We start from the raw sequence: 24,024 nt of genomic DNA, 5'->3' as shown, positions 1-24,024 counted from the left end.
ATACGGGAGTCCTTGACATGGGGCCGCATAAGAAAAGCCCCTCCCCCACACCGGCCGCGGCGCCTTCGCCCTCCCCCGGAGCAGTTCTGTCGGCGAATCCGGATCAACGGCGGCTCTCCCCCGAGCCCGCACGGATTCACGCCTTCGAGAGTGGTCGGCCGCGCACTTTCTGGCGGATTTCACCGCAGCGCTTTCGTCCTCGCGGGGACGAAAGCCACCGGGGAAAGAGGAGCGGGCGCGCGGCACCGGAAACCGGGCGGACGAAAGGCATTAAAAAAGGGAGCCCGTCAGGGCTCCCCATGTACCATCGCCGATGTCTTTCGACTAATAGCGGTAATGATCCGGCTTGAACGGGCCGTTGACGTCAACCCCGATGTAATCAGCCTGCGCCTTGGTCAGCGTTTCGAGCTTGACGCCGAGACGAGCCAGGTGGAGGCGGGCGACTTCCTCATCGAGCTTTTTGGGCAGGATCATGACCTTGGGCTCGTAATCGTTCTTGGCCAGGTCGATCTGGGCCAACGCCTGGTTGGTGAAGGAGTTGGACATGACGAAGCTCGGGTGGCCGGTGGCGCAGCCGAGGTTGACCAGACGGCCTTCGGCCAGGATGATGATGGACCGGCCGGACAGCAGGGTCCACTTGTCCACCTGGGGCTTGACGGTCTTCTTGGTGCAGCCCGGGGTCTTTTCCAGATAGACCATCTCGATCTCGGAGTCGAAGTGGCCGATGTTGCACAGGATGGCCTCGTCCTTCATGGCCTCCATGTGCTTGCCGGTGACCACATGGTAGTTGCCGGTGCAGGTGACGAAGATATCGCCCCGGGAAGCGGCGTCGTCCATGGTGGTCACTTCGTAGCCTTCCATGGCGGCCTGGAGGGCGCAAATGGGGTCGATCTCGGTGATCAGGACGCGGGCGCCGAAACCGCGCATGGACTGGGCGCAGCCCTTGCCCACGTCGCCGTAGCCGACCACGACCACGACCTTGCCCGCAACCATGACGTCGGTGGCGCGCTTGATGCCGTCGGCCAGGGACTCTCGGCAGCCGTACAGGTTGTCGAACTTGGACTTGGTCACCGAGTCGTTGACGTTGATGGCCGGAAACAGGAGTTCGCCCGCACGCTGCATCTCGTAAAGGCGATGCACGCCGGTGGTCGTCTCTTCGGACACGCCGCGCACCTTCTTGGCGATGCCGGTCCACTTGGTCGGATTGGCCTTCACGGAGACGGCCAGACGGTCCATGATGATCTGGAATTCTTGGACGTCATACTCTTTGTCGGCCAGGGACGGATCGGCCTCGACCTTGACGCCCTGATGGATAAGCAGGGTGGCGTCGCCGCCGTCGTCCACGATGAGGTCAGGCCCGGAGCCGTCGGGCCAGGTCAGGGCCTGCTCGGTGCACCACCAGTATTCCTCAAGGCTCTCCCCCTTCCAGGCGAAGACCTTGGCCATGCCGGACTCGGCGATGGCTGCGGCGGCGTGGTCCTGGGTGGAAAAGATGTTGCAGGACGCCCAGCGGATGTCCGCGCCCAGCTCGTACAGGCACTTGATGAGCATGGCGGTCTGGATGGTCATGTGCAGGGAGCCCGTGACCTTGAATCCCTTGAGCGGCTTTTCCTTGCCGTACTGCTCGATGATGGCCATGAGGCCCGGCATCTCGCGCTCGGAGAGCTGCATTTCCATGCGGCCCCACTCGGCCTGGGAAAGATCGGCCACCTTGAACTCGCAACCGGGATCGACCGGCATAACGTTTTTAGACATAATTTCCTCCAACTATGGGGTTATTATCGTTTTTCGGCCTCGTACAGAACCACGACGAGGCCCATGTTGACCTTGAATTCCGTGATGGAGCGGATATCAAAACGCGCCTCCTTCAACCAATTGCACATGCTTTCGCGGGGAATGCCGAGCCGACGGTCGCCGTATTCCGACCGCATGAGCTCGTTCTGATGCTGGTCGAACTCGGCGATGATCAGCCGCCCGCCGATTTTGAGTACCCGGCCCGCCTCACGGATGGCGTCCAGCGGCATGGCCAGATGGTGCAGGACCAGGGACATGACCGTACAGTCCGCCTCCCAATCGCGCAGGGGCAGATGGGTCATCTCGCCGATGCGCAAGGACATGCTTCCGTTGCCGGAGAACCGTTCCTCGGCCAGCTCCAGCATCTTGGGCGAATTGTCCACACCGATGACCGAATGGGACGAACGGGACAGAATGGCCAGCATGTCGCCGGTACCGCAGCCGATGTCGGCGGCGCATTCGCACGCGGGCAGCCGGGTCTGGATCTCGCGGCCCAAATCCAGGTCGCCCAGGACCTCGGCGGTCATGCGGTCCCACTCGGGCGCGATGTCGTCAAAGAACTGGCGGGTGGCCGCCGTGCGCTCCAGGATGACCTTCTCAGCCCGGTTGCGGTCCCGCTTCAGCTCGGGCTCTCCAGACATCAGTTCGCGCACGCCATTCAGAAACGCCCGGCCCGGTCCGTCCTCGCTGGCCCGGTAAAAGGCCCACAGCCCTTCACGGCGCACATGCACCAGCCCGGACTCCGACAGGATCTTGAGATGCCGGGAAATCCGCGACTGTCCCATCTCCATAACCTGGACGATTTCACCCACATTGAGCTCGTATTCCAGCAGGACATTGACCAGACGCGCCCTGGTTTCATCCGATAATGCTTTGCAATATTTAATTATTTCCATTTAATTTACTCTATATCAGGATATCTTGATATACGGAACAACTCTTACCTACATAAGAAGGGCCGACCGGTCAAGCCGGTTTATTTACCACCGCCTTGACTTATTTATTCAAATAGTAATAGTTCAATCTATATTTTTTATAGATCAACAGAATGAGGAAAATCATGGCACATGAACATGCAGACAGACAAACGAATCCCGAACAAACCGCCCGTTGCCAGCCCGTGACCATCACCACATTCCCCGAAGGGATCAGCAATTTCCTGGGCTCCGAAGTTCACGTCTACCGCGTGTGGGTGATACTCAGCGTCTTCTTCGTCGTCAGCCGGGTCTCCACCATGATCCTGTGCGGAGAGGAGGCCGGCCGTTTCGCCATCAACATCGTCTACTCCCTGCTTCCCGGTACCCTGGCCATTCTCATCATCTTTTATTCGCGGGAGTCGAAAAAAGCCGTCGAGAACATCTGCATAACATTCGACACGTCAGACCCGACCAACGCCAAGAAATACGAAGACCGCTTAAAGCATGCGTTCTCCAATCGATGGATGGTCCTTGGAGGTTTCTTCTTCCTGCTCATCTTCTATCCCATGATCCTGGGACAACAGATCTACCCAACCCCATCCAACAACATTATCCACCGCGCCAAAGTCCGGGACCGGATCACCGTCAATGTCGGCAAGGTTTGGGATGGACTTGAAAAGGGCTCGCAAACCTGGGGTTGGATTCAACTTCCGTTGGGCAAGGTTGTCAGGCTGTCCAACGAGGAGAACCGGCGGGATATTTACCGCGTGCTCACCCAGACCCCCCAGGAAAACTACGCCCCGCATCCCCCACCCGCGACCCAGGACGAGGACCTCAGCCTCTATCCCCAGGAACAGCGAAATGCGGTTGACCCAAGATGGGACCGACTATTCTCCAATCAACAACCGCTGGCCCCATCGCCTTCAAATGGCGACGATTCCCTTGAAACGGGTGCGTCGGGGCTTGCCGCGAAGTCTGACCAATTGCACAGCCTGCGCCTAGAACGGGCCAAGGGGTTGGTGCCGCCCCTGCGTTACCTATACTTGACGCACACGCCGCCGGAGCTATGGAGTTACTCGCAGTTAACCTTCAAAATGAGCATGATCCCCCTCATGTTCATGTCAGGAGCCATATTGTGGTGTCTTTACGGAATGACAGGGCTGACATGGCACCTCGGCGCGGAGGTCGCCAAAACCGAAGCCATCCACGTGCAGGAACCATTTGAGAACATCCTCGGCCCCGCAGGCAGCGTATGCGCAGCAGGCAAGGCCCTCTGGCATGCGGCGTTCATCCAGGGGGTCATCTACACCATCGTCATCGTCTGTTTATTCTTCGCCCGGCCCGATACGTTGTCTTTGTCGGTGGCGGGGTTGTTCAGCCTGGTCATCGTGGCCATGTTCGTGGTCCCCCAGTACAACCTGCACAAACTCATGGTTAAAGAAAAAAACAAAAAGCTGCGGGGACTGGGACAAAAGCTGGACCAGGCACTGAAGGCCGCGGATCAAAACGCTTCATATGAAAACGTACGGCTTGCCAACAGCATACTGCAACTGCGCAAGGAGTTGGCCGAATCCAGCGAATGGCCTTGCGAATTCAAATCCCTGGCCATGATCCTGGGCAGCGTTTTGATTCCCGTGCTCATGGCCGTGTTCACCCTATATGAGCATTTCAAATAATCGCATGAACCGCGTCAAGGTCCTGGCTTCATCAGGGTGTTTCCTCCGCGCTGTTGCGGTCCGTCTGGACAGAGGGTATCAACTATTTTATTGAACAAGAAATCCTGCACGCGTATAGGGCAGCAAATAACCTTGGAAGGAGTGCCCATGAAACCGTCGTACCCGCTCATTCTTTTAGCCTGCCTCGTTCTGTCAGCCTGCTCGGCCGCCACCCAAAACATCCCGGTCAGCTCCAACCCCGGCGGGGCGCAGGTTCTCGCGGACGGACAGGCCGTCGGTACCACGCCGTGCAATGTCACCCTGGAAAAAACCCAACCGCACATCCTGACCCTTCAAAAGGAGGGGTATCGCCAGGTAGACGTGCAGATCACGCGTAAATACGACACTGCGGGCGTGACCCGCGGCGCCGCCCAAAGCGGCCTGTGGCAGAGCTCCAACGGGGCCAACACCGAGGGAGCCGTGGCCAACGCCCTCATGAACGTCGGGGTCCAAGAAGAATCCGGTGACGCCTACGTACTCTCCCCCGCCTCGGTGGTGGTCCGGCTTCAGCCTGTCCATGCGCAACCCGCCCAACCCATGGCCCAGGCCGACGGAAACGCGCCCATCGTCATCTCCAGCGACCAACTCGCCCCCGAGGACCAGGCTCGATTGCAGGAACAGAAGAGCGGTATTGCGACCACCGAGCCCGCCACTCTGGGCGACGCCGTGGCCCAGGACCCGGGCAAGGAGGCCGAGGCCGCGCTCGAAGGCGCCGCCGTGGCCGCGCCCACCGTGGGCACCGACAAGAAATGGGGCAGCAGCCACTCCTCCACTTCGCAGCACAACGACGGTTCGTTCACCAAAACCACCACCAGCACCAAGACCAGCGTCGGCGTCCACGTCAATCCCGTGGAAGCCGGACTCGAAGCGATCAAACTCCTTGAAGGCGCTGGGAAGACGGACGGCCAATCTTCCGAATAGCCTTCGGTTCCTGCCGCGAAAGCGTTCAAGAGCTCCGCTTGCGCGGGGCTCTTTTCTTCTCCGGACGGGCCCAAGCGCCTCCGATGCGCATGGCCGGCTTCCAACATACTCGTTTCCCGATCTTTTTTCACACAGACCGGAGAGATTGGATTATGGTTGCGGAGGCTGAAGAATTTTTGCGATACTAATGTAGGACATTCGCCAAGCCGGTTGGCGGAGCGCTGTCTGGATCCCACCGGCCGGACAAGGAGCAGAACATGTTCAAGAAAATTTTGTTGGCGGCGACACCGCAGATGGACAAGCTGACCGCGCCCAAAGCGGCCTTTGACCTGGCCCGTTCACGCAATGCGGAAGTGATTTTGTTCCACACCCTGCCCATGGAACAGGACGCATGGTGCGCCTTTGACGATCCGGCGGACCGGGACAGGCTGCTGGCTTCGGCCGAGGCCAGGATCGCGGCCTACTTCAAGGACGACCTCTCGGGCATCAGGCATTCCATCCGGGTGACCTCGGGCGTGCCCCACGAGGAGATGCTCCGAATCATCCACGCCGAAGCCGTGGACCTGATCGTCATGGGCCACCACACCCGGCCCGCGCACCGGCCCGACCGCATGTGGGGGGTGGTGGACACGACCATCCACAAAGTCTGCGCCAACGTGTTCTGCCCGGTCATGGTGGTGACCAACCCCATGCCCGAGGAGCCGACCATCAAACGCATCGTCATGGCCACGGACTTTTCCACGCCCTCGGACTCGGCCCTGTGCTATGCAGTGCAGATGGCCTCCGCTTTCGACGCGCACCTGGACATCTTCCACGTTCTCGACGTCGGGCAGGTCACGCCCAACCCCGAATACTACATGCAGTCCATGCAGGTCTTCATCGACAAGGCCGTGAACCGCATGCAGTGCCGCTACGCCCATGCGCTGGACGGCATCGACCATGAGTTCCACTGCTGGGAAGGAGTGCCTTACGTGGAAATCCTCAAGCAGGCCCGCTGGCAAGAGGCGGACGTGGTCATCATGGCCCAGTACTCTTCCAGCGAGGACCATGCCAAGCCCTCGGTGGGGTCCACCACCATCCAGGTAGCGCTCTCGCCGGGCTGCCCGGCCATCCTGGTCAACTACCGCGCGCGCACGTGCATCTAGGGACGGATATGGCCCGCACGATCGCCGCCGCCGTCGCCCTCTTCTGCCTGCTCGCCGCCTTCGGCTGCGGCGTGCCCAAACAGAAGATTCCCGTATCCACGAACCCGGTGGGTGCGACCGTGTACGCCGACGGTGAGAAGGCCTGCGGCTCCACACCCTGCGCGGTCCGCCTGGACCGGCGGGCCGATCATCTCCTGACCATCGTCAAGGAAGGCTACGAACAGGAGGAGGTCGTGGTGCGCCGGGAGTTCAAACCGGACCGCGCTATCCGCGACGGGCTCATCTCGGGGATTCTCAAAGGTGGCGATCCCAAAGGTGTGGCCTCGGAAACAGCTCGGGAAGTGGACGAACAGGAACGCAGCGGCGAGGCCTACGTGCTCACGCCGTCCATCGTGACCATCAAGCTGACGCCCAAGGGCTCGGGGATATGAGCATGGCCTATCGACGCACCACGGACCGGCCCAAACGCAGGAACAAGGCGCAGAGCGTGAGCGACGCCCTGCCCCGCTTCCTGGACGGCCTGGACCGCACAGGCGGCCGCCGCCTGGTCCAACTGTGGCGGGAATGGGACGAACTGCTCGGGGACATGGCCGCCATGGCCCGCCCCCTGGGGCATCGCGGCGGCAAGCTGGTCCTGGCTGCGGGCGACCCCATCGTCATGCAGGAGGCCCATTACCTCGGGCCCATAATCCTGGAAAAGGTCAATGGTTTTTTAGGCCAGGAAGTCTTTGACAAAGTAGTCTTCGAACTGCTAAACGGCAGAGTTCCTTTGGACGGAGAGATCCGGCCGGAGGCCCCTAAGCCTCCGAGGAAACTTAAAAAACCTGAGAAGTTAGGCAGCTTGAATAAGCAGTTGGACCCGGATTCTCCTGTTGGCAGGTGCTACCGGGCATACCAGCGTATGTTTGACGACTCGTAACCAAATTCCGCTTCAGGTATTTTTTTAAGGAGTACACCATGAGCGAAGAAGTAAAAGAAATTTCCTTTGACGAGCTTGGCCTGACCAAGCCGCTGGAAAAGATGACCGCCAAGGAGTTGCGTGCCCTGTGCATCGACAAGCTCCCCATGATCTCCGGCGCTTCCGGCAAGGAAAAGGATGTGCTGGTCCAGGAAATCAAGGACGTCTTCGGCATTGTCGAAGAGGAGCAGACCTCCCCTTACAAGAAGCAAATCCACGAGATCAAGCGGCAGATCCGCGCCCTGCGCGCCCAGAAGGCCGAGACCGAAGTCCGCGCCCAGCGTGATCGTCTGCGCCGTCAGATCACCAAACTGAAGAAGCGCACCCGCCGGCTCGCCCGCGCCGTGTAAATTCCGCAAAAAAGAAGTTGACATAAAGAGGCTCACCCCTTAAATCATCTTCTCGCTGCTGGGCTGTCGTTCAATTGGCAGGACGACGGGTTCTGGCTCCGTTAATCAAGGTTCGAGTCCTTGCAGCCCAGCCAACTTACTGTCCCCATCGTCTAGCCTGGTCCAGGACGACGGCCTTTCACGCCGTTAACAGGGGTTCAAATCCCCTTGGGGACGCCAAGGAAATACAAGGCCTTACGCACACCGCGTAAGGCCTTTTCCTTTCCACGTGTCACCCGCAAGTGTCATTTTCCCGGGCTCGGCCTCTGACCGCATCGGCCAAGGCCGCGTCCAGGGCATCCACGGCCCCGGTGGTCTTCTTCGTCCGGAGGATGTAGCGCTGGGTCGTGGCGATGGACTTGTGCCTGAGCAGGTGCTTCACTTCCATGATGGTCGCACCGTTGTCGATGGCCACTCAAGCAGCCAGATGACGGATGCCGTGAAAGCCGAACGGCTTCACCCCGGCTTCGGCGCACAACCGCTTCAGCCACCGATTGTTCGGGTCCAGAAGGCCGTTGAACCGGCTGCCGAAGACCAGGTCCTCGGAGCCAGACACCAGCTTCCATTCGGCCAGTTTGGCGCGAAGCCCTGCGGACATGGGGAGCTCGTCGAATTCCGCGCTTCCGCTTCGCCGCTTCCTTGTCCAGTAGCCGACAAGCCCGGAACCGAAGTCGACCTCGCTCCACTTGAGTTTCCAAAGCTCGCTCCTGCGCGGCGCGGTATGGAAGGCCGGCAACAGCCGTTGCCAACGACGAGGCCCGGCCAAGCCCACCGTCTTGCGGAAGTCGTCCAACGGCAGGACGTATCGCGGATGGCGATCCTCGGGAAACCTGTCCACATGCTGAAAGGGATTGTCCCGATCCAGATTGCTGTGCTTCAGCCTGGCGTTTGGATGTGAAAGCGTGCCGTTTGGAAATGAACGGCAGCGAAGTGTTAGGTCTTACGGCATGTTAATGCCTACTTAAGCGTTCATCAGTTTAGACTGCCGTCAAAACTTATGAACGCGCCTTGGGTGCGTTTTACCTCCTTCTGGTGACCGATTTATCCGGCGGATATGCCCCACCATACGACGCCGCAGAACCTTCGTGCAAGCTCCGGCGGGGCGGTTTTTGCTCCTCCCGCCGATTTTTCCGCGAGCATAATGCAAGCAGCAGCAGGGGCAAGGCCAGGCCCTTGGGGCGTCCGTCTTTGCCGGCCGGCCTTGCCCCGACGGCTTCGCTTGCGTCGTCATCTACGCAGGCGACGGCGAGATGGATGGCGGTTTCGACTCCGGCTCAAGGGATATGCCCTGATCATTGCTCATACATCCCATCCCAAAACACCTCAGATCCCGAAGGAGAGAGTTAGACCCCAAAAGGCGAAATAGACACGTCTCCCCACACAGGACTTCATGAAATGAATGAAAATCCGGCAGCTCGGCACCACCCATTATCTCTCAACCGTAACGGGGAATCTTGGGGCGCAACCGCGAGATTCAACAAGTAAATTATGGTGGTTGCACACTGTTTCCAAATCCACGTTGCAGTGTGAAGCACGGAGATGCGGAAGCTGAAAAGGGGGAGGACAGAGACAAATCAGGACATTTCAGGACGCTCAAACCGCCTCGTTCCGCACGGCATTGAAAGGTTGCAAAGAATAAGGTTTGTTTTTATAATCAATGATGTTACGAAACAATCACATTCTGGCAATTATGACTTTATATCTATAGAAAAATATCCATTCTCCTTTTTGATCCCACCACAAGGCGAAGGCCAGGTTAATATCCCCATCGAGTTTTGTATGAATGACATCAAACCAGGAAAAGCCTGGGGTATCGATATTGGTTCGGAATATATCAAGCTTGTTGTCATTCTCAAAGACGACAGCGGGATACACATTCTCTCCCGTCGATGTGTCAATCACCGAAATCAGCCTCTCGAGCTGCTTCCCCGTCTGCTGGACGAACTCGAATGGAGTGCCGACTGTCCCATAGCCGCCACCGGCCGATTGAGCCGAAGCCTGAACTGTCTGCGCATACCGACTAAAGCGGCACTGGCCCGAGGCGTTCGCCATGTGCATCCCGAACTCATGCCCGGCACTATTGTTTCGCTGGGAAGCCAGGGCTTTTCCGTCCTGGAACTCCATGAGAACGGAAAGGACATCCTCCGCGAGAATTCCCGCTGTTCCCAGGGAACCGGCAGTTTCCTAAGCCAGTTGGTCGGGCGTTTCGGCCTGACGGTGAAAGAAGCCAGCGAACTTTGCCGCGAGGTCGCTGTCGCCCTGCCCCTGTCCGGACGTTGTCCGGTTATCCTGAAGACCGACATGACGCACCTCGCCAACAAGGGCGAGGACCGCGAAGCTATTGTCGCCGGCCTGTATGATGCTGTTTGCGAAAACGTGCAGGCTCTGGTCAAACCGGGTCTGTCCCCTTCCCGCGTCATGCTCACCGGGGGAGTGTCTCTGGCCCCGCGGGTACACAGCCATTTTAGGCGATTCCTGCTGTCCAGGGGAATGGAACTCCTGGAAACGCCCGAAGATTCTGCGCGGTACCTGGAAGCGATGGGCGCAGCCCTGATCGCCATGGAGCGAGGCAGCCTTGTGGAGACTCCTTCGCTGGTGGCTGAAAATATTCGCAAACGCACCTTTGACACGACCCCTCCCCTTCGAGATGGGCTCCCTCTGGTTCACAGACTTCCGCTGCCGGAGACGGCCTTTCCCGACGGGATTTTCCGGGTTGTTTTGGGCTTCGATATCGGCTCCACCGGTTCAAAGGCCGTGGGGATCGATGCCGTGTCCCGTGTGCCGGTATGGGAAACCTACCTGGATACGAAGGGCGATCCAGTGGATGCCGCACAGCGGCTGGTTGAACGATACCTTGGAGACACAGGCGGAAAACATACGGTCTGCGGCATAGGTGTCACCGGCTCGGGCCGGGAAATCGTCGGTTCCTTGTTACGAACCTGTTTCGGCGTGAACCCCGTACTGGTCCTGAACGAGATCGCCGCCCATGCAGAGGGCGCGCTCTACTACGACCCAAGGGTTGATACCATTTTCGAAATCGGCGGCCAGGATGCCAAATATTCTCGACTGGAAAACGGCAACATCATTGATGCGGCCATGAATGAGGCGTGCAGTGCCGGAACCGGGTCATTCCTGGCCGAACAGGGGCGCTGTTTCGAGGGGATAGCGGATGTCGTTCAGATGAACGATGTGGCCCTGCAGGCGGAATACGGCGTTTCCCTTGGTCAGCACTGCTCGGTGTTCATGGCCGAAGTCATTGCTGACGCCGTGGCCGAAAAAGTCCCACAGCAGGTCATCATAGCCGGGTTATACGATTCCATCGCCCAGAACTATCTGAATCGAGTCAAGGGCAGCCGATCGGTGGGTGAATGCATTTTCTGTCAGGGAATGCCGTTCAATTCCGACGCCTTGGCCGCCGCCATTGCCCGACAGACAGGGCGTGACGTGGTAGTCCCGCCCAATCCCGGGACCATGGGGGCCCTCGGCATCGCACTGATTGCCCAGCGGGATCTGCCGAGTGAAAACAATCTTGATCTCAGGGCTTTTCTCGATGCCCGGGTCCTCGCCAAGGACACGTTTGTCTGCACCTCGAACAAAGGGTGCGGCGGGGCCGGGAACAAATGCCGGATCGACCGCATACAGACGCTGGTCGGGGGTGAAAAGAAACGATTTTTATGGGGCGGTGGGTGCTCCATGTACAGCTCCGGCACTCATGGCGGCGGGCTGCCGGACAATGCCCCGGACCCGTTCCGTGAACGGCGGGAACTGATTCGGGAGTATGAAAAAAAGACGGCTGCCGGTGCGGGGAAAACCATCGCCCTGGTCGAAGAATTCGCGATCAAGGGACAGCTTCCCTTTTTCCTGTCCTTTTTTGCCGGGCTTGGGTTGAATCCCAAGGTGGTTTCCAGCGGGCGGAGCAGCACGTTGAAGCGCGGGATAGAAGGGGCCAGCGTGCCGTTCTGCGCTCCCATGACGCTGTACATGGGGGTGGTGAGAGAGCTGTTGGAAGAGGCCGCCCCGGACTATCTCTTCCTGCCGCGCGTTCGAGAGTTGCCCCGCCAGAAGGACGAATTGCACTCGGTGACCTGCCCCATCATGCAAGCGAGCCCGGACCTTGTGCGGACCGCTTTGCGGCAGAGTGGGGGGCCGCAGTTGCTCATTTCGCGAATAGACTTCGGGCCGGACAATCTGGATTCCGGCAGATTCCGGGCAAGTGTTCGACGCATTGCCCGGGAGCTTGGGATGGAGGCGAAGTGGGAGACGGCGTATGCAGCAGGCTGCCGGATGCAGCGGGAATTTGACGATCGCTGCAGGGAGATGGGACAAAGGGCCCTGGCGTTCGCTCGGGAAAAGGATCTGCCCGCCGTGGTGGTGGTCGGACGGAACTATACCATCCATAACGACCGGCTGAACTCCAACGTGCCGTCGCTGCTCCGAGAACAGGGAGCATTGTCCATCCCCGTCGACTGCTACCCCGTTTCCGACTCCATCCCCTGCTTCCCCGAGATATACTGGGGGTCGTCGCAACTCATTCTTCGGGCCGCCTACCAGATAGCGCGGACTCAGGGGCAATATGCGGTCTACTGCACCAATTACTCCTGCGGCCCGGACAGCTTTTCACTCCATTTTTTCGAATATTTGATGGGGCACAAGCCATTCGCCATCATCGAAACAGACGGGCACACCGGAGATGCCGGGACCAAAACGAGGCTGGAAGCGTTCCTCTATTGTGTGGAGGGTGACGGAAGACAACCCAAGTCCGGGAAGGATCGCCAGCGGAGCATCGCGGACCTTAGGCCGGACCCGATGACCGTCCTGGAGGCCGCCGAGGAAAACGAGATTCTCCTGGTGCCCCGCATGGGCTCTGCCGCCGAGGGCATCGCCGCATTGCTGCGGGCCTACGGCGTTCGCGCCGAGGCCCTGCCCCCATCCTCCAAGGAATCGTTCCGTCTGGGACAGCAGCACACGTCCGGCAAGGAGTGCGCCCCCATGACCGTGACGCTCGGCAGCGTACTGGAGCGTATCCGACAATCCCCGGGGCAGCGCTTTGCCTACCTCATGCCTTCGGCCAACGGCCCCTGTCGTTTCGGCGTGTACAACCTGTTGCAGCGGATGATCCTCGACGGGTCCGGTCTTCAAAGCCGCATACGCATCGTTTCGCCGTCCGACGAAAACTATTTCGCCGGGGTTCCCCTGGATTTTCAGCTGCGGGCCATGGCGTGCTTCACGGCCACGGACGTACTGCTCAGGGCGCTGCATGACGTGCGCCCCGTGGAAACCGTCCCCGGAGAGGCCCAACGTATATACGACCAATACTATGCCCGGATGCTGGCCCTGTTGGAAAATACGATTCCGGCAACGTCGGGCAAGGCAGCATGGGGACTGTTCAGGGATGTCTTCGGTCTTGAGACGCTGCTGCGCGCCGCTGCCGATGAATTCGCCACGATCAAGGATGCAAACGCCGCCATTCCGACCATAGCGGTCGTCGGTGAAATATACATGCGTCTCGATTCCTGTGCCAACGGCCACGTCATTGATGAACTTGAGAGCCGAGGCCTTCGGTGTATACTGGCCCCGTTCAACGAGTGGCTCGCCTACTGTACGGACAACGAGCTGCAACGCTTTGCCGAAGACCGGGTGCTTCCGGGAGACAGCCGCTCCGGCGCGCGAATTTCAAAAACCATCAAGACCTACATCATCAACCGTCTCTACCGGGCCGTAGGACGGAAACTCGGATGGCACAAACCGCATGCCGTGGACAAGGTCATCAAGGCCGCCGTTCCCTATCTCAGCCCGGAACTCATCGGCGAGGCTGTGCTGAGTCTGGGTTCCCCGGCAGAAAGCTTCCGCCTGGGCGAAATCGACGGTGTCGTAGCCGTAGGCCCCCATGAATGCATGCCGAACAAGATAGTTGAATCACAACTCTTATTCATGCAGGAAAAGACCGGTGGGCACACGCTTACCATTTCCATCAGCGGAGAGCCCATAAACCCGGATATTCTTGACCGGTTTGCGTTCGAAGTACTGAGTACCTATGAAAAATAATTTGATTTTGACCTATTGCATGGTGGCGATCTGTCTCTGCGCCATGCTGCCGACGCCCACCGCGTCGGCTGCCGACCTTCAGGCCCTCGTGCGGAATGTCGAGCAGCAATACAACGGCGACTCCTCCCATGTGCTGGCGACCATGCACATCGTCACCGAGCAATGGTCCCGGACCATCTCCATGGAAGGCTGGTCCCTCGGCAGAAAGTACAGTCTGACCCGGATCTCGGCTCCGGCCAAGGAAAAGGGGGTGGCCACCCTCAAGTCGGACCGGGAGGTCTGGAACTACCTGTCCCGGGTGGACAGGGTCATCAAGATACCGCCCTCCATGCTGGGGGCGTCCTGGATGGGCAGCCACATTTCCAACGACGACCTGGTCAAGGCCAACCACGTGGACCTGGATTACGATCTGACCCTCATGGAGGAAACCGACGACTACAGGAAAGTGCTGTGCACTCCCAAGGCCGATGCGGCCGTGATCTGGGGAAAAATCATCTACACCATACGAAAGCCGGACGACGTCCCGCTGGAAATCGAATACTTCGACGATCTGGGCGACAAGGTCAGGACCATCGGATTCGACGACGTCAGACAGGTGGATGGGCACACTCTGCCCATGGATATGATCGTGCTCCCCGAAGACAAGCCCGGTGAAAAGACCGTGCTCCACTACGACTCCATAGACTTCGACATACCGCTGAAAGAAAGCTTCTTCTCTCTGCGCAACCTGAAAAAACGGTAACCGGCAGAGTTCCCCGACGACATGTCCAGTCACTTCGCACGGCCTTCCGCGACTTCGCACACAAACTCCTACCGCGTCACATTCCACTTGCTGGCGCAAATGGCCGTTCGGAACATCGCGCGCAACAAACGCAGGTCACTGCTCACTGTTTCCACCATGATCATGGCCAGTTCCATGCTCATGGTGGCCATGGGGGTGTCGGCGGGCAAGATGAGTGACATGCTCACATCCGCCACCGATCAATACCATGGGCATATCGTGATTTCCGGTAAGGGTTACAAGGACGCCGGGGATTTTTATACCCACTTCGGGGAATCGACCGTTGATGTGGAAGGACTGAAGCGCTTGCCCGAAGTACGGGGCGTCTCCCCCCGGCTGCGCTGTTTCGGACTACTTTCCCATGAAAGGCAAACCTCCTCGGTGGAGGTGTTGGGAATCCGGCCGGACAAAGAGGCGGCCGTGACCTCGCTCCAGGCCCACCTTGTGGCCGGGAACGGCTTCGACGGGTCAGCCAACGGCGCGTTGATCGGCAAAGGCTTGGCCGATAGCCTGGGCGCGGCCCCCGGAGACAGCCTTGTCTTCGTGACCCAGGCCGCGGACGGCTCCATCGGGAACGATCTTCTTGAAATCAAAGGGGTCTTCGCTACCGGCAACACCCGAAACGACAACGCGCTCGTGCTGGTTGATCTCAAATGGCTTCAAGGTCTGCTGGTGTTGCCGGGCGAAATCCACGAACTGGCCGTAAGCGTCAGGCACCCGCTGGACGTTTCGCACTCCAGGGGGTTGATCGCCGAGCGCCTGCCCAACGGCCTGGAGGCAATGGACTGGCGTTCTTTCCTGCCGGAGATCAGGGACGCCATCGTCATCAGCCACGTGACCAACGGGATCATCATGGCCATCATGTATCTGACGGCCGCGCTCTGCGTGTTCAACACCTTTTACATGTCGGTCATGGAGCGCTCCAGGGAGTTCGGCGTCATCATGGCCCTCGGAGTGCGCCCCTGGAACATCCGGGTCATGGTCCTTCTGGAAAGCCTCTTCATGGGCTGCGTCGCCGTGGCCTTCGGCATCATCCTGGGTTTCTTGTTCAATTGGTTCCTGTCCGGCGTGGGCATAGATCTCTCGGGCTCGGTCGCCCCCATAACCTATGGAGGCGGAACCATCATGCCCAGAATCCATGCCGTAATCCATCCGGCAGGCCAGATCCTGGCAGCCCTATGCCTGCTCATAGTCTGTCCCGTGGCCGGATTCGTCCCCGCGAACAAGGCGGCGAAACTGACGCCGGTCGAAGTAATTCGGGGAGAGTAGGATGCTGTCCTTCAAGCTGGCGATACGGAACCTCTGCCGCAACAGGCTGCGCACCCTGATCACCTTTCTCGGCATAAGCCTGAGTCTGGCGCTGGTGCAGGTCTACCACAACTTCACCACCGGCGTGTATTCCTACATGGTTGAATGCGGCGTGCGCTCCGGGACGGGGCATATCGCCGTCATGCGGAAGGGCTACCTGGAGCAGCGTGCGCCCGGTCTTGTCTTTGAACCGGGAGATTTGACGGCTCGCATTGCCGCGCTCCCCGGGGTGAAGACGGTCATACCGCGGCTTCACATGACGGGATTGGCGCAGACCGGCTGGGGCAGCCGCAGAATCAGCCTGGTGGGTACCGACATTGGCGTGGAGGCGGCGAGCAATCCTTTCTTGAAAGACATCCCGACGGAGGTTTTTGCCGACGGCTGGAAAGAACGAAGCGCCCTTGTGGGTGAACGACTCGTCAAGGAATTAAAGATCGGTATCGGCCGTCCCCTGATCGTCACGGTTCAGTCCCAAAATGGGGAGATGGTCAGCGAGCGGTTCAAGGTCCGAGGCATCATCCGTTCCGGCATCAGAGATGTGGATCAGTCGCTTGTCATGGTTTCCAGGGCTGCCGCAACCGGGATGTCGGGAACGCCGGGACAGGTAAACGAGCTGTCCCTAGTTCTCGATGAGGCCGATTCGCAAGGGACCGTCATGCCGCTGGTGGACGACACGCTGGCCCAGCACCCGGAACTGACGGCCGCAGCCTGGGAGACCACCATGCCCAACCTGTACAGTGCCATACGGTGGGACTACGCCGGGGGTATCGTCCTGTCCACGATTCTGCTGTTGATCGTGACCTTCGGCGTGACCAACACACTGCTCATGTCGGTCATGGAACGGCTGAAAGAGTTCGGGATGATCCGGGGCCTCGGCGCGTCCGGGTCTCTGATCCGGCGCATGATCCTCGCCGAGGCTCTGGTGCTTGGTGCGGCGGCCGCTCTGGCCGGTTCCGCATTGGCTTCCCTGGCCACCTGGTATCTTACTATTTACGGATTCGACCTGCGCTATTTCATTCCCGCGAACCTGGAGTTCGGCGGAGTTATTTTTTCAGCCCTGCTGTATGCGAGATGGGATGTCCCCTGGATGGCCCGGGTCTCTGTTTTCATGGTCGTTCTCTGTCTGATCGCGTCACTGTACCCGGCGTTCAAGGCCTCGCGGGTAACCCCCGTGGCCGCATTGCGCCACAACTGATTGATGTGAACTTCGACTCTGGATTGAGGTTTGTATGGCACTGATAGAATGTAGGCGAACATCAAAGATATATGTCAAAGGCAGCCTGAAAACGGCCGCTTTGACGGATCTCGACCTGACCATTCGACAGGGGGAATTCACGGTTCTGTCTGGACCTTCCGGCAGCGGGAAGACCACGGCGCTGAACCTCATGGGGGGGCTTGATCGCCCTTCAAGCGGTTCGGTTGCGGTGCACGGCAAACCGCTCGAGAAGATGCCGGACAACGAGCTAGCCGACTTCCGGCTGTATTCCATCGGCTTCATTTTTCAGGCCTACAACCTCATTCCCGTTTTGACGGCCGAGGAGAACGCCGAGTTCATCCTGTTGCTACAAGGGGTCCCCGAAAAGAAGCGTCGCAACAAGGTGCGCGAACTCTTCGCCGAGCTGCACATGGAGCACCTTCTGCACCGAAGGCCCAACGATCTCTCGGGTGGACAACAGCAGCGGGTGGCCATTATCCGGGCAATGGCCGCGTCCCCGGCGCTGATCATTGCGGATGAACCAACCGCCAACCTCGATACCAAGACCAGCCGGAATCTCCTTGAGATCATGGTCAAGCTCAATGAGACCAGGAAGACCACGTTCGTCTTCAGTTCACACGACCCCCTGGTCATAGAATATGCTCGGCGGGTGGTCGAACTGAAGGACGGCATACTGTTCAGCGACACGGAGGCCCACAGGTGATCCGGTTGCGGTCGGGATGGTCATGGCGGGTCCTTCTCTTCATGGGATGGATGCTGACCATGCCCTCTTCGGCGTGGGCCTGGGATTGGAGCGACGTCTCCGTCGGCGGTTTTCTCAAATCCACCAACGTCAGCATCCAGCCTTCGGCGATGAATTCAGGAGCCGGATTCTATTCGTACAACGAGCAACGGGCCTATCTTAAAAGTGCTCCCGACGAATCCTTCGACTACGAAGTCGCCATCAAGAACGAGTTGATGCTCTCGGATTCCGCCATCGACCAGAAGATTTCTCGCTACCGCACCCTGAACGCCAACCGTCGCCTGGACATGGATGCCACACTGAAGAACGGCCGACACCAGGAGGATGCAGCCGAAGTGGACCGGCTCATGTTTTCTCTACATGGCGAAGACAACGAATTATCCCTGGGGCGCCAGGCGGTGGGATTCGGTCGGATGGCCCTCGTCTCCCCCCTGGATGTGGTGCAGCCCTTTTCGCCGGACGCCCTGGACACGGATACTCGTTCCGGCGTCGATGCGGTTCGTGCGACGCACTACTTCGGGCTGGGCGGACAAGTGGGCGGAACCTTTGTGATGGGGGACGGCGACGCTAACAACTCGTACCTGGCCACCGGCTCGTACAACGTGGCTGGAGTGGATATGCTCGGCATCGCCGGTCGTCTGCGCAGCCGCGACATGGCCGGGACGGGCATTGCGGGGGACGTCCACGGAGTGGGGCTGAAGGCCGAGTTCGTCCAGTACCGGGGACGGAAACGGGCCGAGGAACCCGGCGACCTGTACGACTCCTTCCCCATTGCCGGGGTCGAGGCCTGGTATCGCTTTGACAACGGCCTGGAACTGCTCGCCGAATATCTCTACAACGGTGCGGGGGCGGGTTCTCCAGACAGGTATGCCGACGCCTTGTCCTCCGCCTCCATGCAGGAGGGGATGACCTCGCTGGCTGGGCAGCAATACCTTCTCGTCCGCCCTTCCTATGAAATCCACCCCCTGGTCACAGTGCAGGTCCTGGGTATTTGGAATCTCAAGGACCAATCTGCACTGATCCGCCCGGAACTGGACATTTCGTTGAGCGACAACACCCAATTGCAGGTTTTTGTAGGGATTAACACCGGGCCGGGCCTACGCGACGGGACGGTCTCCTTTACTCCGGAACCCAGAAGCGAGTTCGGCTCTATCAACAACTACGGTGGATTCAGCTTGAAGTATTATTTCTGATTGAACCCTCCTTTCATCCCAAGAGCATCTCAGCGCAGTAAGACATCATGAGCCCTGGAACCCGGCATCACTTGATTGCGGCACTTGATAGTCCCGATGAAAACCATGCAGCCTATCACCTCAAAACAGAAAATTATGCCAATCCACGTGTCACCCAAGTGTCATTTTCAGCGGAAACTATGATTTTTGTGGTGAATATGGCATTTTAACCCATTGAAATAACATAGGTAAGCGACCTTCCGGTTGATTGTTTACGGCCTTTCACGCCGTTAACAGGGGTTCAAATCCCCTTGGGGACGCCAAGGAAATACAAGGCCTTACGCAAATTGCGTAAGGCCTTTTTCTTTTCATGTATCCCCCAAAAATGTCATTTTTTCTGGGATCAGCTTCCGGGCGCATCGGCCAGGGCCCCTATGGCACAGACTTACAACACACTTTACGGAGCCACTTATGCGCTCATTTTGAATAGCGCGTATGGAGAGGGTTTAGCTCACTCCCGCATAAGTCGCCCCCCCCCCAGAAAAGACGGCGGAAGGGCCGCGAACTGACTAGCAATGGCGAAACAACCGTCCTTGACGCCATTCCGGAAGACCTATAAAATTTAAAATAGCCTAGGGGCACAGTTCGAGCGGGTAATTGCCGGTAATCAATGCGTCTTGATCGGAAGTATCCGACCATGTGCGGTGGTAGGTTTCGGGCTCCCGGATTGTGACGACTTTTTCGGGAATAGGATATCATTCGAATGGTGATAGTAGCCCCGATTCAGAAATTCGCGAGACGCCCTCTTTCCAAATACAGAAAAACAACATGAACAACGATACACGCTCCCCGCTTGTCAGCGTAATGATCCCCACTTACAATCAGAAGCAGTATCTGGAAGCGGCCATTGAAAGCGCCCTTGCCCAGACTTACCCTTCCCTGGAGATCGTCGTCTCAGATGACGCTTCCCCGGACCCCCGGGTGGCCGAGATTTTGAATCGGTATGCGCCGCTCCCCAACGTGACGATCTACAGAAACGAAACAAACCTTGGCAGAGTCGCCAACTACCGCACCACATTATATGAAAGAACAAACGGAGAGTGGGTCGTCAACCTGGATGGAGACGACTATTTCCACGACCCCACGTTCATTGAAAAGGCGATGTCTCTGGTGGCCGGGCATCCGGGCCTGGTCATGGTATCCTGCCGCTGCCTGGAAGAAGCGGGGACGGGGCGGGAACTGTTGAAAAACGACACCCCCCTTTCCTGGGACGTGATTTTGCCCCCCGAACAGGCGTACCGGGCACTCGGCGACGAAACCTACTACTGTTGCCACCCAACCACGGTCTACCACCGCAAAACCGCCCTGGCCCTCGATTTCTATCGCTATGACATCACGTCTGCGGACAGCGAATCGCTTCTACGGCTCATGGCCTGTGGAGATCTGGGGACCATTCCCGTATGGGGCGCCGTGTGGCGCAACCACGGTGGAAATGCCAGCCTCAATCTGACCGTGAAACAGATGATGGACAACCTCAAGGCCGTGGAAGCGCCCCGGACCATGCGCTCCAATCCGCTGTCCAAGGTCCCGGTCGCCTTTTGGAAGCAATGGTTCGACGGATACCTCTACGACCAAGCGCGACGGCCTGCACGGGAGTTGATCAAGTCACGACACAACTGGCGGGACTATTTCGTTTATCTGACTGCTGTGGCCAGGATTTCTCCGCGTGTAAGCTTGAAAATTCTGCTCCGGCCCAAGAACCTGCTGCGTCTGTTGCGGGCCCCTTTCATCAACGTCTATACCCGGATGACCCAAAAAACATCATGACATCCCCCTCACACACCCGAGAACTGATTGCTTCCGCGTCCAGGACCTGTCTCCAATTCGATTGGGAGAACGCCGGTCTGCGGCCCCCGGATAGGCTGCAGAACTACTTCGCGCGGTTGGCGAACCGCTGGCTGAAGAAACGCGGCTACGGCGTGCAGAGCCGGGAGTATATCCAGACCATCCAGGATGAGCTTCTGCCGCACCTCTGGGCCCACTCCATGCTGATGGCGACCCATGAACGGATCGTCGCCGATCCCGAGGGATTTGACCGCACCTACGCCCTGCTCGAAGACGAGGAGTCCCGCAGGACCTTCGATTGGTACGTCCGGCATCGGTACGCCGCACCCTACCTCCAAGGCCTGGCCGACTCGGTCTTTCCGGCCCCGGTTACCAGGGAGAAGTTCATGCGCGTGCGCGAGGAGAACAAGGACAAGGCCGCGGCCACCGGGCTGCCCGTCTTCAACCTGACGCTGCTGGCGCTGGGGCAGTACCATCTCCCGGAATGCGGCGCGTGCGTGCGCGAGGGCGACGTGGTTATCGACGGCGGCGGGGAATGTGGCGACACGGCCCAGATCTTCCGTCAGCGGACGGGGGTCAATGGGAAAATTTATGTCTTCGAGCCCATGGACGCCAGCCGGGCGAGCATCGAGCAGCGTTGCAAAGCATCCGATTGGGCCAATGTCGAGGTCGCCCCGTTCGGGCTCTGGAATGAAACGGGGGGAGCCGAAATATCCGAAAGCGGAAGCCGGTTGACGGCCCTGGAGGATGGCGACGCCGAGGCCACCCAACACATCGAGACCATCACCCTGGACGCCTTTGTCCAAAACAACGGCCTGGACCGCGTGGATTTCATCAAGATGGACATCGAGGGGGCCGAACAGAACGCCCTGCTCGGCTGCCGGGAGACCATTGAGCGATTCTCGCCCAGGCTGGCCATTTCCATTTACCACCTGGCCGACGACATGGTCCGAATTCCGGCGATATTGAACGAAATGCGGGTAGACTACAAATTCTACCTGCGCCACTACACCTACTTTTTCGGGGACACCGTGCTCTATGCCGTGCCCAGGGACTAATACGAATCGGGCGACGGGCCAGAAGTACGACACGGGCGCATGCGCGTCCTGAACAAGTCTCCAGGGGATCAAGGACACTCACATGAACACAGCCGACAAGTCGCTCGTCAGCGTCGTCATGCCCGTGTACAACGCGGAGAAACACCTCGCCGAATCGGTTCAATCCGTGCTCGACCAAACCTACGGCAACATCGAGCTCATCTGTGTCGACGATTGCTCCACGGACGACTCCGTGGCCGCCCTGGAAACTCTGGCGCAGGGACATGACAACATGAAGGTCCACGCGCTCAAAACCAACCAAGGGCCGTCCCACGCCAGGAATTTCGCCATCGAACGGGCCAGGGGCGAATTTATCCTGCCGCTGGACGCGGACGATCTCATCGACCCCGAGTACTGCAAACTGGCTATGGACGTGTTCAGGGAGGACCCTGCGGTCGCCGTGGTCTACGCCCGATGCAAACGGTTCCGGGACGGGGAGTCCTGGGAATGGGAGCTGCCCGAGTATTCGAAGGAACGGATGCTGGCCGGCAACTGCGTGCACGTCTCCGCCTTCTACCGAAAAGCGGACTGGGAACGCATCGGTGGCTACGACGAACGCCTGCACGCCCTGGAAGACTATGACTTCTGGCTGCATTTCACGGAGAACGACAGGAAATTTCACAGGATCGACCGACATCTCTTCTTCTACCGCCAGCACGCGGACGACGGGCACCTGATCGCGGCCTACGACAACGGCGACCGGTTCACGGAGAACACGACCAACTTACGGGTCTGGCTCAATCATCAAGAACTTTTCAGGGAATTCTTTTCGGAAATGGCCCCGGGAACGCCCGACAAGATCATCACCACAGTCAAGATGAATATTCTCGGCTTGATCAAAATCGTGGAGAAGCGCAAAAAGTACATGACGTCCTACCGAAAGACCAACCTGACCGTTTTCGGTATCCCGCTGGCGGGCGTGGCTTGGAGCGACTCGAAGAAAAGGATCCTGCTTTTCGGCCAGAGCGTCCACACAGCTCGGATCTGACGCCCTTCCCCGAGCATCACTTACGTCGCTTGCGGAAGAACGAACGCAGCGTTCTGAGATCCTTCTTTATTTTCAGCCGCAGGGTAGCGTACTTCCAGGCCAGGGAAGCCGTCAGATCCACGGAGGCATCCAGCAGGACCGGAAGGCCCAGCTCCCGCAGGGAAGTCCCGGCCTCGACCCTCTTCGCATCCTGCGCGTACCAGTGGAGCTGCTCTTCACGGTCCGGGATGCCCTTTTCGCCCATGGATATCCGTGACGTTTCCAGGTGATCGGTAAAGGCCAAATTGTACTTGCTCAACGGGTCGTCGAAGTGCTCGACGAGCAGCAGCGGAAAGAGGTAGCCGTTCACATAGCCCTTCTTGACCAGCCCCTTCTGGTATTCGGTCCAACCCGAGGTCTTCCGCCCCGGGGTTACGCCCATGAAGCCGTGGCGCACCTGCACACTCCTGCGCATCAGATAGCAGCAACCGCCGATGAAGGCATCCGGGACCAGCCGGACCCCGTTCTCCCGGACGGAGCGGCGTTCGAGAGCGTCCTGGTCCACGTATCCCAGATTGAAATGGTATCCGCCGATCACGCCCAGCTTGTCGGATTTCTTGTGCGCTTCAAGCATTCGCCGCAGCCAGCCCGCTGGGACCAGGGTATCGTTGTCCACCTTGCCGACAAACTCGGCGGACGACCCCATCCAGAAGTCGTTGGTAGGCCCGGCAAGGCCCTTATTCTCCGTGTTGAGTACGATATCCCGAATCGTGTCCGGATATGCCGCCCGCATCTCATGCAGATATTCTATGGTCCCGTCCGTGGACCCGTTGTCGATGATGGTCAGCGCAAACGGCACCTGCGCGTTTTCTATCAGCGCAGGAAGCGTCTGGCGTGTGTAGGCGATCCGGTTGAACGTGAAGTAGACAATGTCGATGGAAGGACGGTTTCCGTCCAGGGCCTGGGCATCCGTTCCGTGTGTCTTCTTCGTATCGGTCATGCTGAAAGGTAC

General features: G+C 58.9%; 22 protein-coding genes and 3 tRNA genes. 19 read left to right on the top strand and 6 right to left on the bottom strand.

Features of this window, described 5'->3' with window-relative positions:
• Positions 1–324: 324 nt before the first annotated feature.
• Together ahcY and J0909_RS16490 are read right to left on the bottom strand one after the other, a co-directional pair.
• Positions 325–1,755, bottom strand: coding sequence for an adenosylhomocysteinase (gene ahcY / locus J0909_RS16495; RefSeq protein ID WP_207264578.1), 1,431 nt, complete (start codon positions 1,753–1,755; stop codon positions 325–327).
• Between the two features lie 23 nt (positions 1,756–1,778).
• On the bottom strand, positions 1,779–2,690 hold the full coding sequence (locus J0909_RS16490; protein WP_207264576.1) for an ArsR/SmtB family transcription factor: 912 nt from the start codon (positions 2,688–2,690) through the stop codon (positions 1,779–1,781).
• Positions 2,691–2,842: 152 nt separating this feature from the next.
• Between J0909_RS16490 and J0909_RS16485 the strand changes: the two genes are divergently transcribed.
• From J0909_RS16485 to J0909_RS16450, 8 genes are all read left to right on the top strand, one after another.
• On the top strand, positions 2,843–4,387 hold the full coding sequence (locus tag J0909_RS16485; protein ID WP_207264575.1) for a hypothetical protein: 1,545 nt from the start codon (positions 2,843–2,845) through the stop codon (positions 4,385–4,387).
• A 147-nt stretch (positions 4,388–4,534) separates the two neighbouring features.
• Positions 4,535–5,347, top strand: a complete 813-nt coding sequence (locus J0909_RS16480; protein ID WP_207264573.1) for a PEGA domain-containing protein — start codon at positions 4,535–4,537, stop codon at positions 5,345–5,347.
• A 257-nt stretch (positions 5,348–5,604) separates the two neighbouring features.
• On the top strand, positions 5,605–6,492 hold the full coding sequence (locus tag J0909_RS16475; protein WP_207264572.1) for a universal stress protein: 888 nt from the start codon (positions 5,605–5,607) through the stop codon (positions 6,490–6,492).
• A gap of 8 nt (positions 6,493–6,500) precedes the next feature.
• Positions 6,501–6,923, top strand: coding sequence for a PEGA domain-containing protein (locus J0909_RS16470; RefSeq protein ID WP_207264570.1), 423 nt, complete (start codon positions 6,501–6,503; stop codon positions 6,921–6,923).
• A gap of 2 nt (positions 6,924–6,925) precedes the next feature.
• Positions 6,926–7,411, top strand: coding sequence for a DciA family protein (locus J0909_RS16465; protein ID WP_286182094.1), 486 nt, complete (start codon positions 6,926–6,928; stop codon positions 7,409–7,411).
• Positions 7,412–7,449: 38 nt separating this feature from the next.
• Positions 7,450–7,800 carry an Atg14 domain-containing protein gene (locus J0909_RS16460; protein WP_207264566.1) on the top strand — a complete coding sequence of 117 codons (351 nt, stop codon included), beginning with the start codon at positions 7,450–7,452 and terminating at the stop codon, positions 7,798–7,800.
• Between the two features lie 59 nt (positions 7,801–7,859).
• Positions 7,860–7,934: transfer RNA gene (locus J0909_RS16455), tRNA-Gln, on the top strand.
• Between the two features lie 7 nt (positions 7,935–7,941).
• Positions 7,942–8,019: transfer RNA gene (locus J0909_RS16450), tRNA-Glu, on the top strand.
• A gap of 52 nt (positions 8,020–8,071) precedes the next feature.
• On the opposite strand, the gene J0909_RS18470 is transcribed toward J0909_RS16450, so the two are convergent.
• Together J0909_RS18470 and J0909_RS18465 are read right to left on the bottom strand one after the other, a co-directional pair.
• On the bottom strand, positions 8,072–8,254 hold the full coding sequence (locus J0909_RS18470) for a hypothetical protein (protein ID WP_286182093.1): 183 nt from the start codon (positions 8,252–8,254) through the stop codon (positions 8,072–8,074).
• Positions 8,255–8,677, bottom strand: coding sequence for a tyrosine-type recombinase/integrase (locus tag J0909_RS18465; protein WP_353616789.1), 423 nt, complete (start codon positions 8,675–8,677; stop codon positions 8,255–8,257).
• 701 nt (positions 8,678–9,378) lie between these two features.
• On the opposite strand from J0909_RS18465, the gene J0909_RS16440 reads away from it, so the two are divergent.
• Complete coding sequence (locus J0909_RS16440; protein ID WP_207264565.1) at positions 9,379–13,884, top strand: acyl-CoA dehydratase activase-related protein; 4,506 nt, start codon at positions 9,379–9,381, stop codon at positions 13,882–13,884.
• Positions 13,874–14,626: an outer membrane lipoprotein-sorting protein gene (locus J0909_RS16435; RefSeq protein ID WP_207264564.1), complete on the top strand. Its 753-nt coding sequence runs from the start codon at positions 13,874–13,876 to the stop codon at positions 14,624–14,626. Before J0909_RS16440 ends, J0909_RS16435 begins: the two co-directional genes overlap by 11 nt.
• Before the next feature lie 68 nt (positions 14,627–14,694).
• Here J0909_RS16435 and J0909_RS18460 read toward each other — a convergent pair whose 3' ends face one another.
• Positions 14,695–14,847 (bottom strand): hypothetical protein, encoded by a 153-nt coding sequence (locus J0909_RS18460; RefSeq protein WP_286182102.1) that lies wholly within the window; start codon positions 14,845–14,847, stop codon positions 14,695–14,697.
• On the opposite strand from J0909_RS18460, the gene J0909_RS16430 reads away from it, so the two are divergent.
• The 9 genes from J0909_RS16430 to J0909_RS16390 all read left to right on the top strand — a co-directional run bounded on the left by J0909_RS16430 (position 14,783) and on the right by J0909_RS16390 (position 23,033).
• Positions 14,783–15,934: an ABC transporter permease gene (locus J0909_RS16430; RefSeq protein ID WP_353616790.1), complete on the top strand. Its 1,152-nt coding sequence runs from the start codon at positions 14,783–14,785 to the stop codon at positions 15,932–15,934. The two genes, J0909_RS18460 and J0909_RS16430, sit on opposite strands and share 65 nt — an antisense overlap.
• 1 nt (position 15,935) lies before the next feature.
• Positions 15,936–17,168 (top strand): ABC transporter permease, encoded by a 1,233-nt coding sequence (locus tag J0909_RS16425; protein WP_207264562.1) that lies wholly within the window; start codon positions 15,936–15,938, stop codon positions 17,166–17,168.
• 34 nt (positions 17,169–17,202) lie between these two features.
• Complete coding sequence (locus tag J0909_RS16420) at positions 17,203–17,892, top strand: ABC transporter ATP-binding protein (protein WP_207264561.1); 690 nt, start codon at positions 17,203–17,205, stop codon at positions 17,890–17,892.
• Positions 17,893–17,933: 41 nt separating this feature from the next.
• A complete protein-coding gene (locus tag J0909_RS16415) occupies positions 17,934–19,124 on the top strand; it encodes a hypothetical protein (protein WP_207264560.1) in 1,191 nt (396 codons plus the stop codon).
• 47 nt (positions 19,125–19,171) lie between these two features.
• Complete coding sequence (locus J0909_RS16410) at positions 19,172–19,333, top strand: hypothetical protein (RefSeq protein ID WP_207264559.1); 162 nt, start codon at positions 19,172–19,174, stop codon at positions 19,331–19,333.
• Positions 19,334–19,342: 9 nt separating this feature from the next.
• Positions 19,343–19,426 (top strand) — tRNA-Glu (locus J0909_RS16405).
• A 505-nt stretch (positions 19,427–19,931) separates the two neighbouring features.
• Entirely contained in the window at positions 19,932–20,930 is a 999-nt protein-coding gene (locus J0909_RS16400) for a glycosyltransferase family 2 protein (protein ID WP_207264557.1), read from the top strand.
• Positions 20,927–22,006, top strand: coding sequence for an FkbM family methyltransferase (locus J0909_RS16395; protein WP_207264555.1), 1,080 nt, complete (start codon positions 20,927–20,929; stop codon positions 22,004–22,006). Before J0909_RS16400 ends, J0909_RS16395 begins: the two co-directional genes overlap by 4 nt.
• Positions 22,007–22,088: 82 nt before the next feature.
• Positions 22,089–23,033 (top strand): glycosyltransferase family 2 protein, encoded by a 945-nt coding sequence (locus J0909_RS16390; protein WP_207264552.1) that lies wholly within the window; start codon positions 22,089–22,091, stop codon positions 23,031–23,033.
• A 16-nt stretch (positions 23,034–23,049) separates the two neighbouring features.
• Here the strand turns inward: J0909_RS16390 and J0909_RS16385 are convergent, their stop codons facing one another.
• Positions 23,050–24,012, bottom strand: coding sequence for a glycosyltransferase family 2 protein (locus J0909_RS16385; RefSeq protein ID WP_207264551.1), 963 nt, complete (start codon positions 24,010–24,012; stop codon positions 23,050–23,052).
• Between the last annotated feature and the right edge of the window lie 12 nt (positions 24,013–24,024).

The organism is Desulfovibrio sp. Huiquan2017 (assembly GCF_017351175.1).
Classification (GTDB): Bacteria; Desulfobacterota; Desulfovibrionia; order Desulfovibrionales; family Desulfovibrionaceae; genus Pseudodesulfovibrio.
Note: the sequence above shows the minus strand (reverse complement) of the source record. Positions and strands in the feature narration are given on the sequence as shown.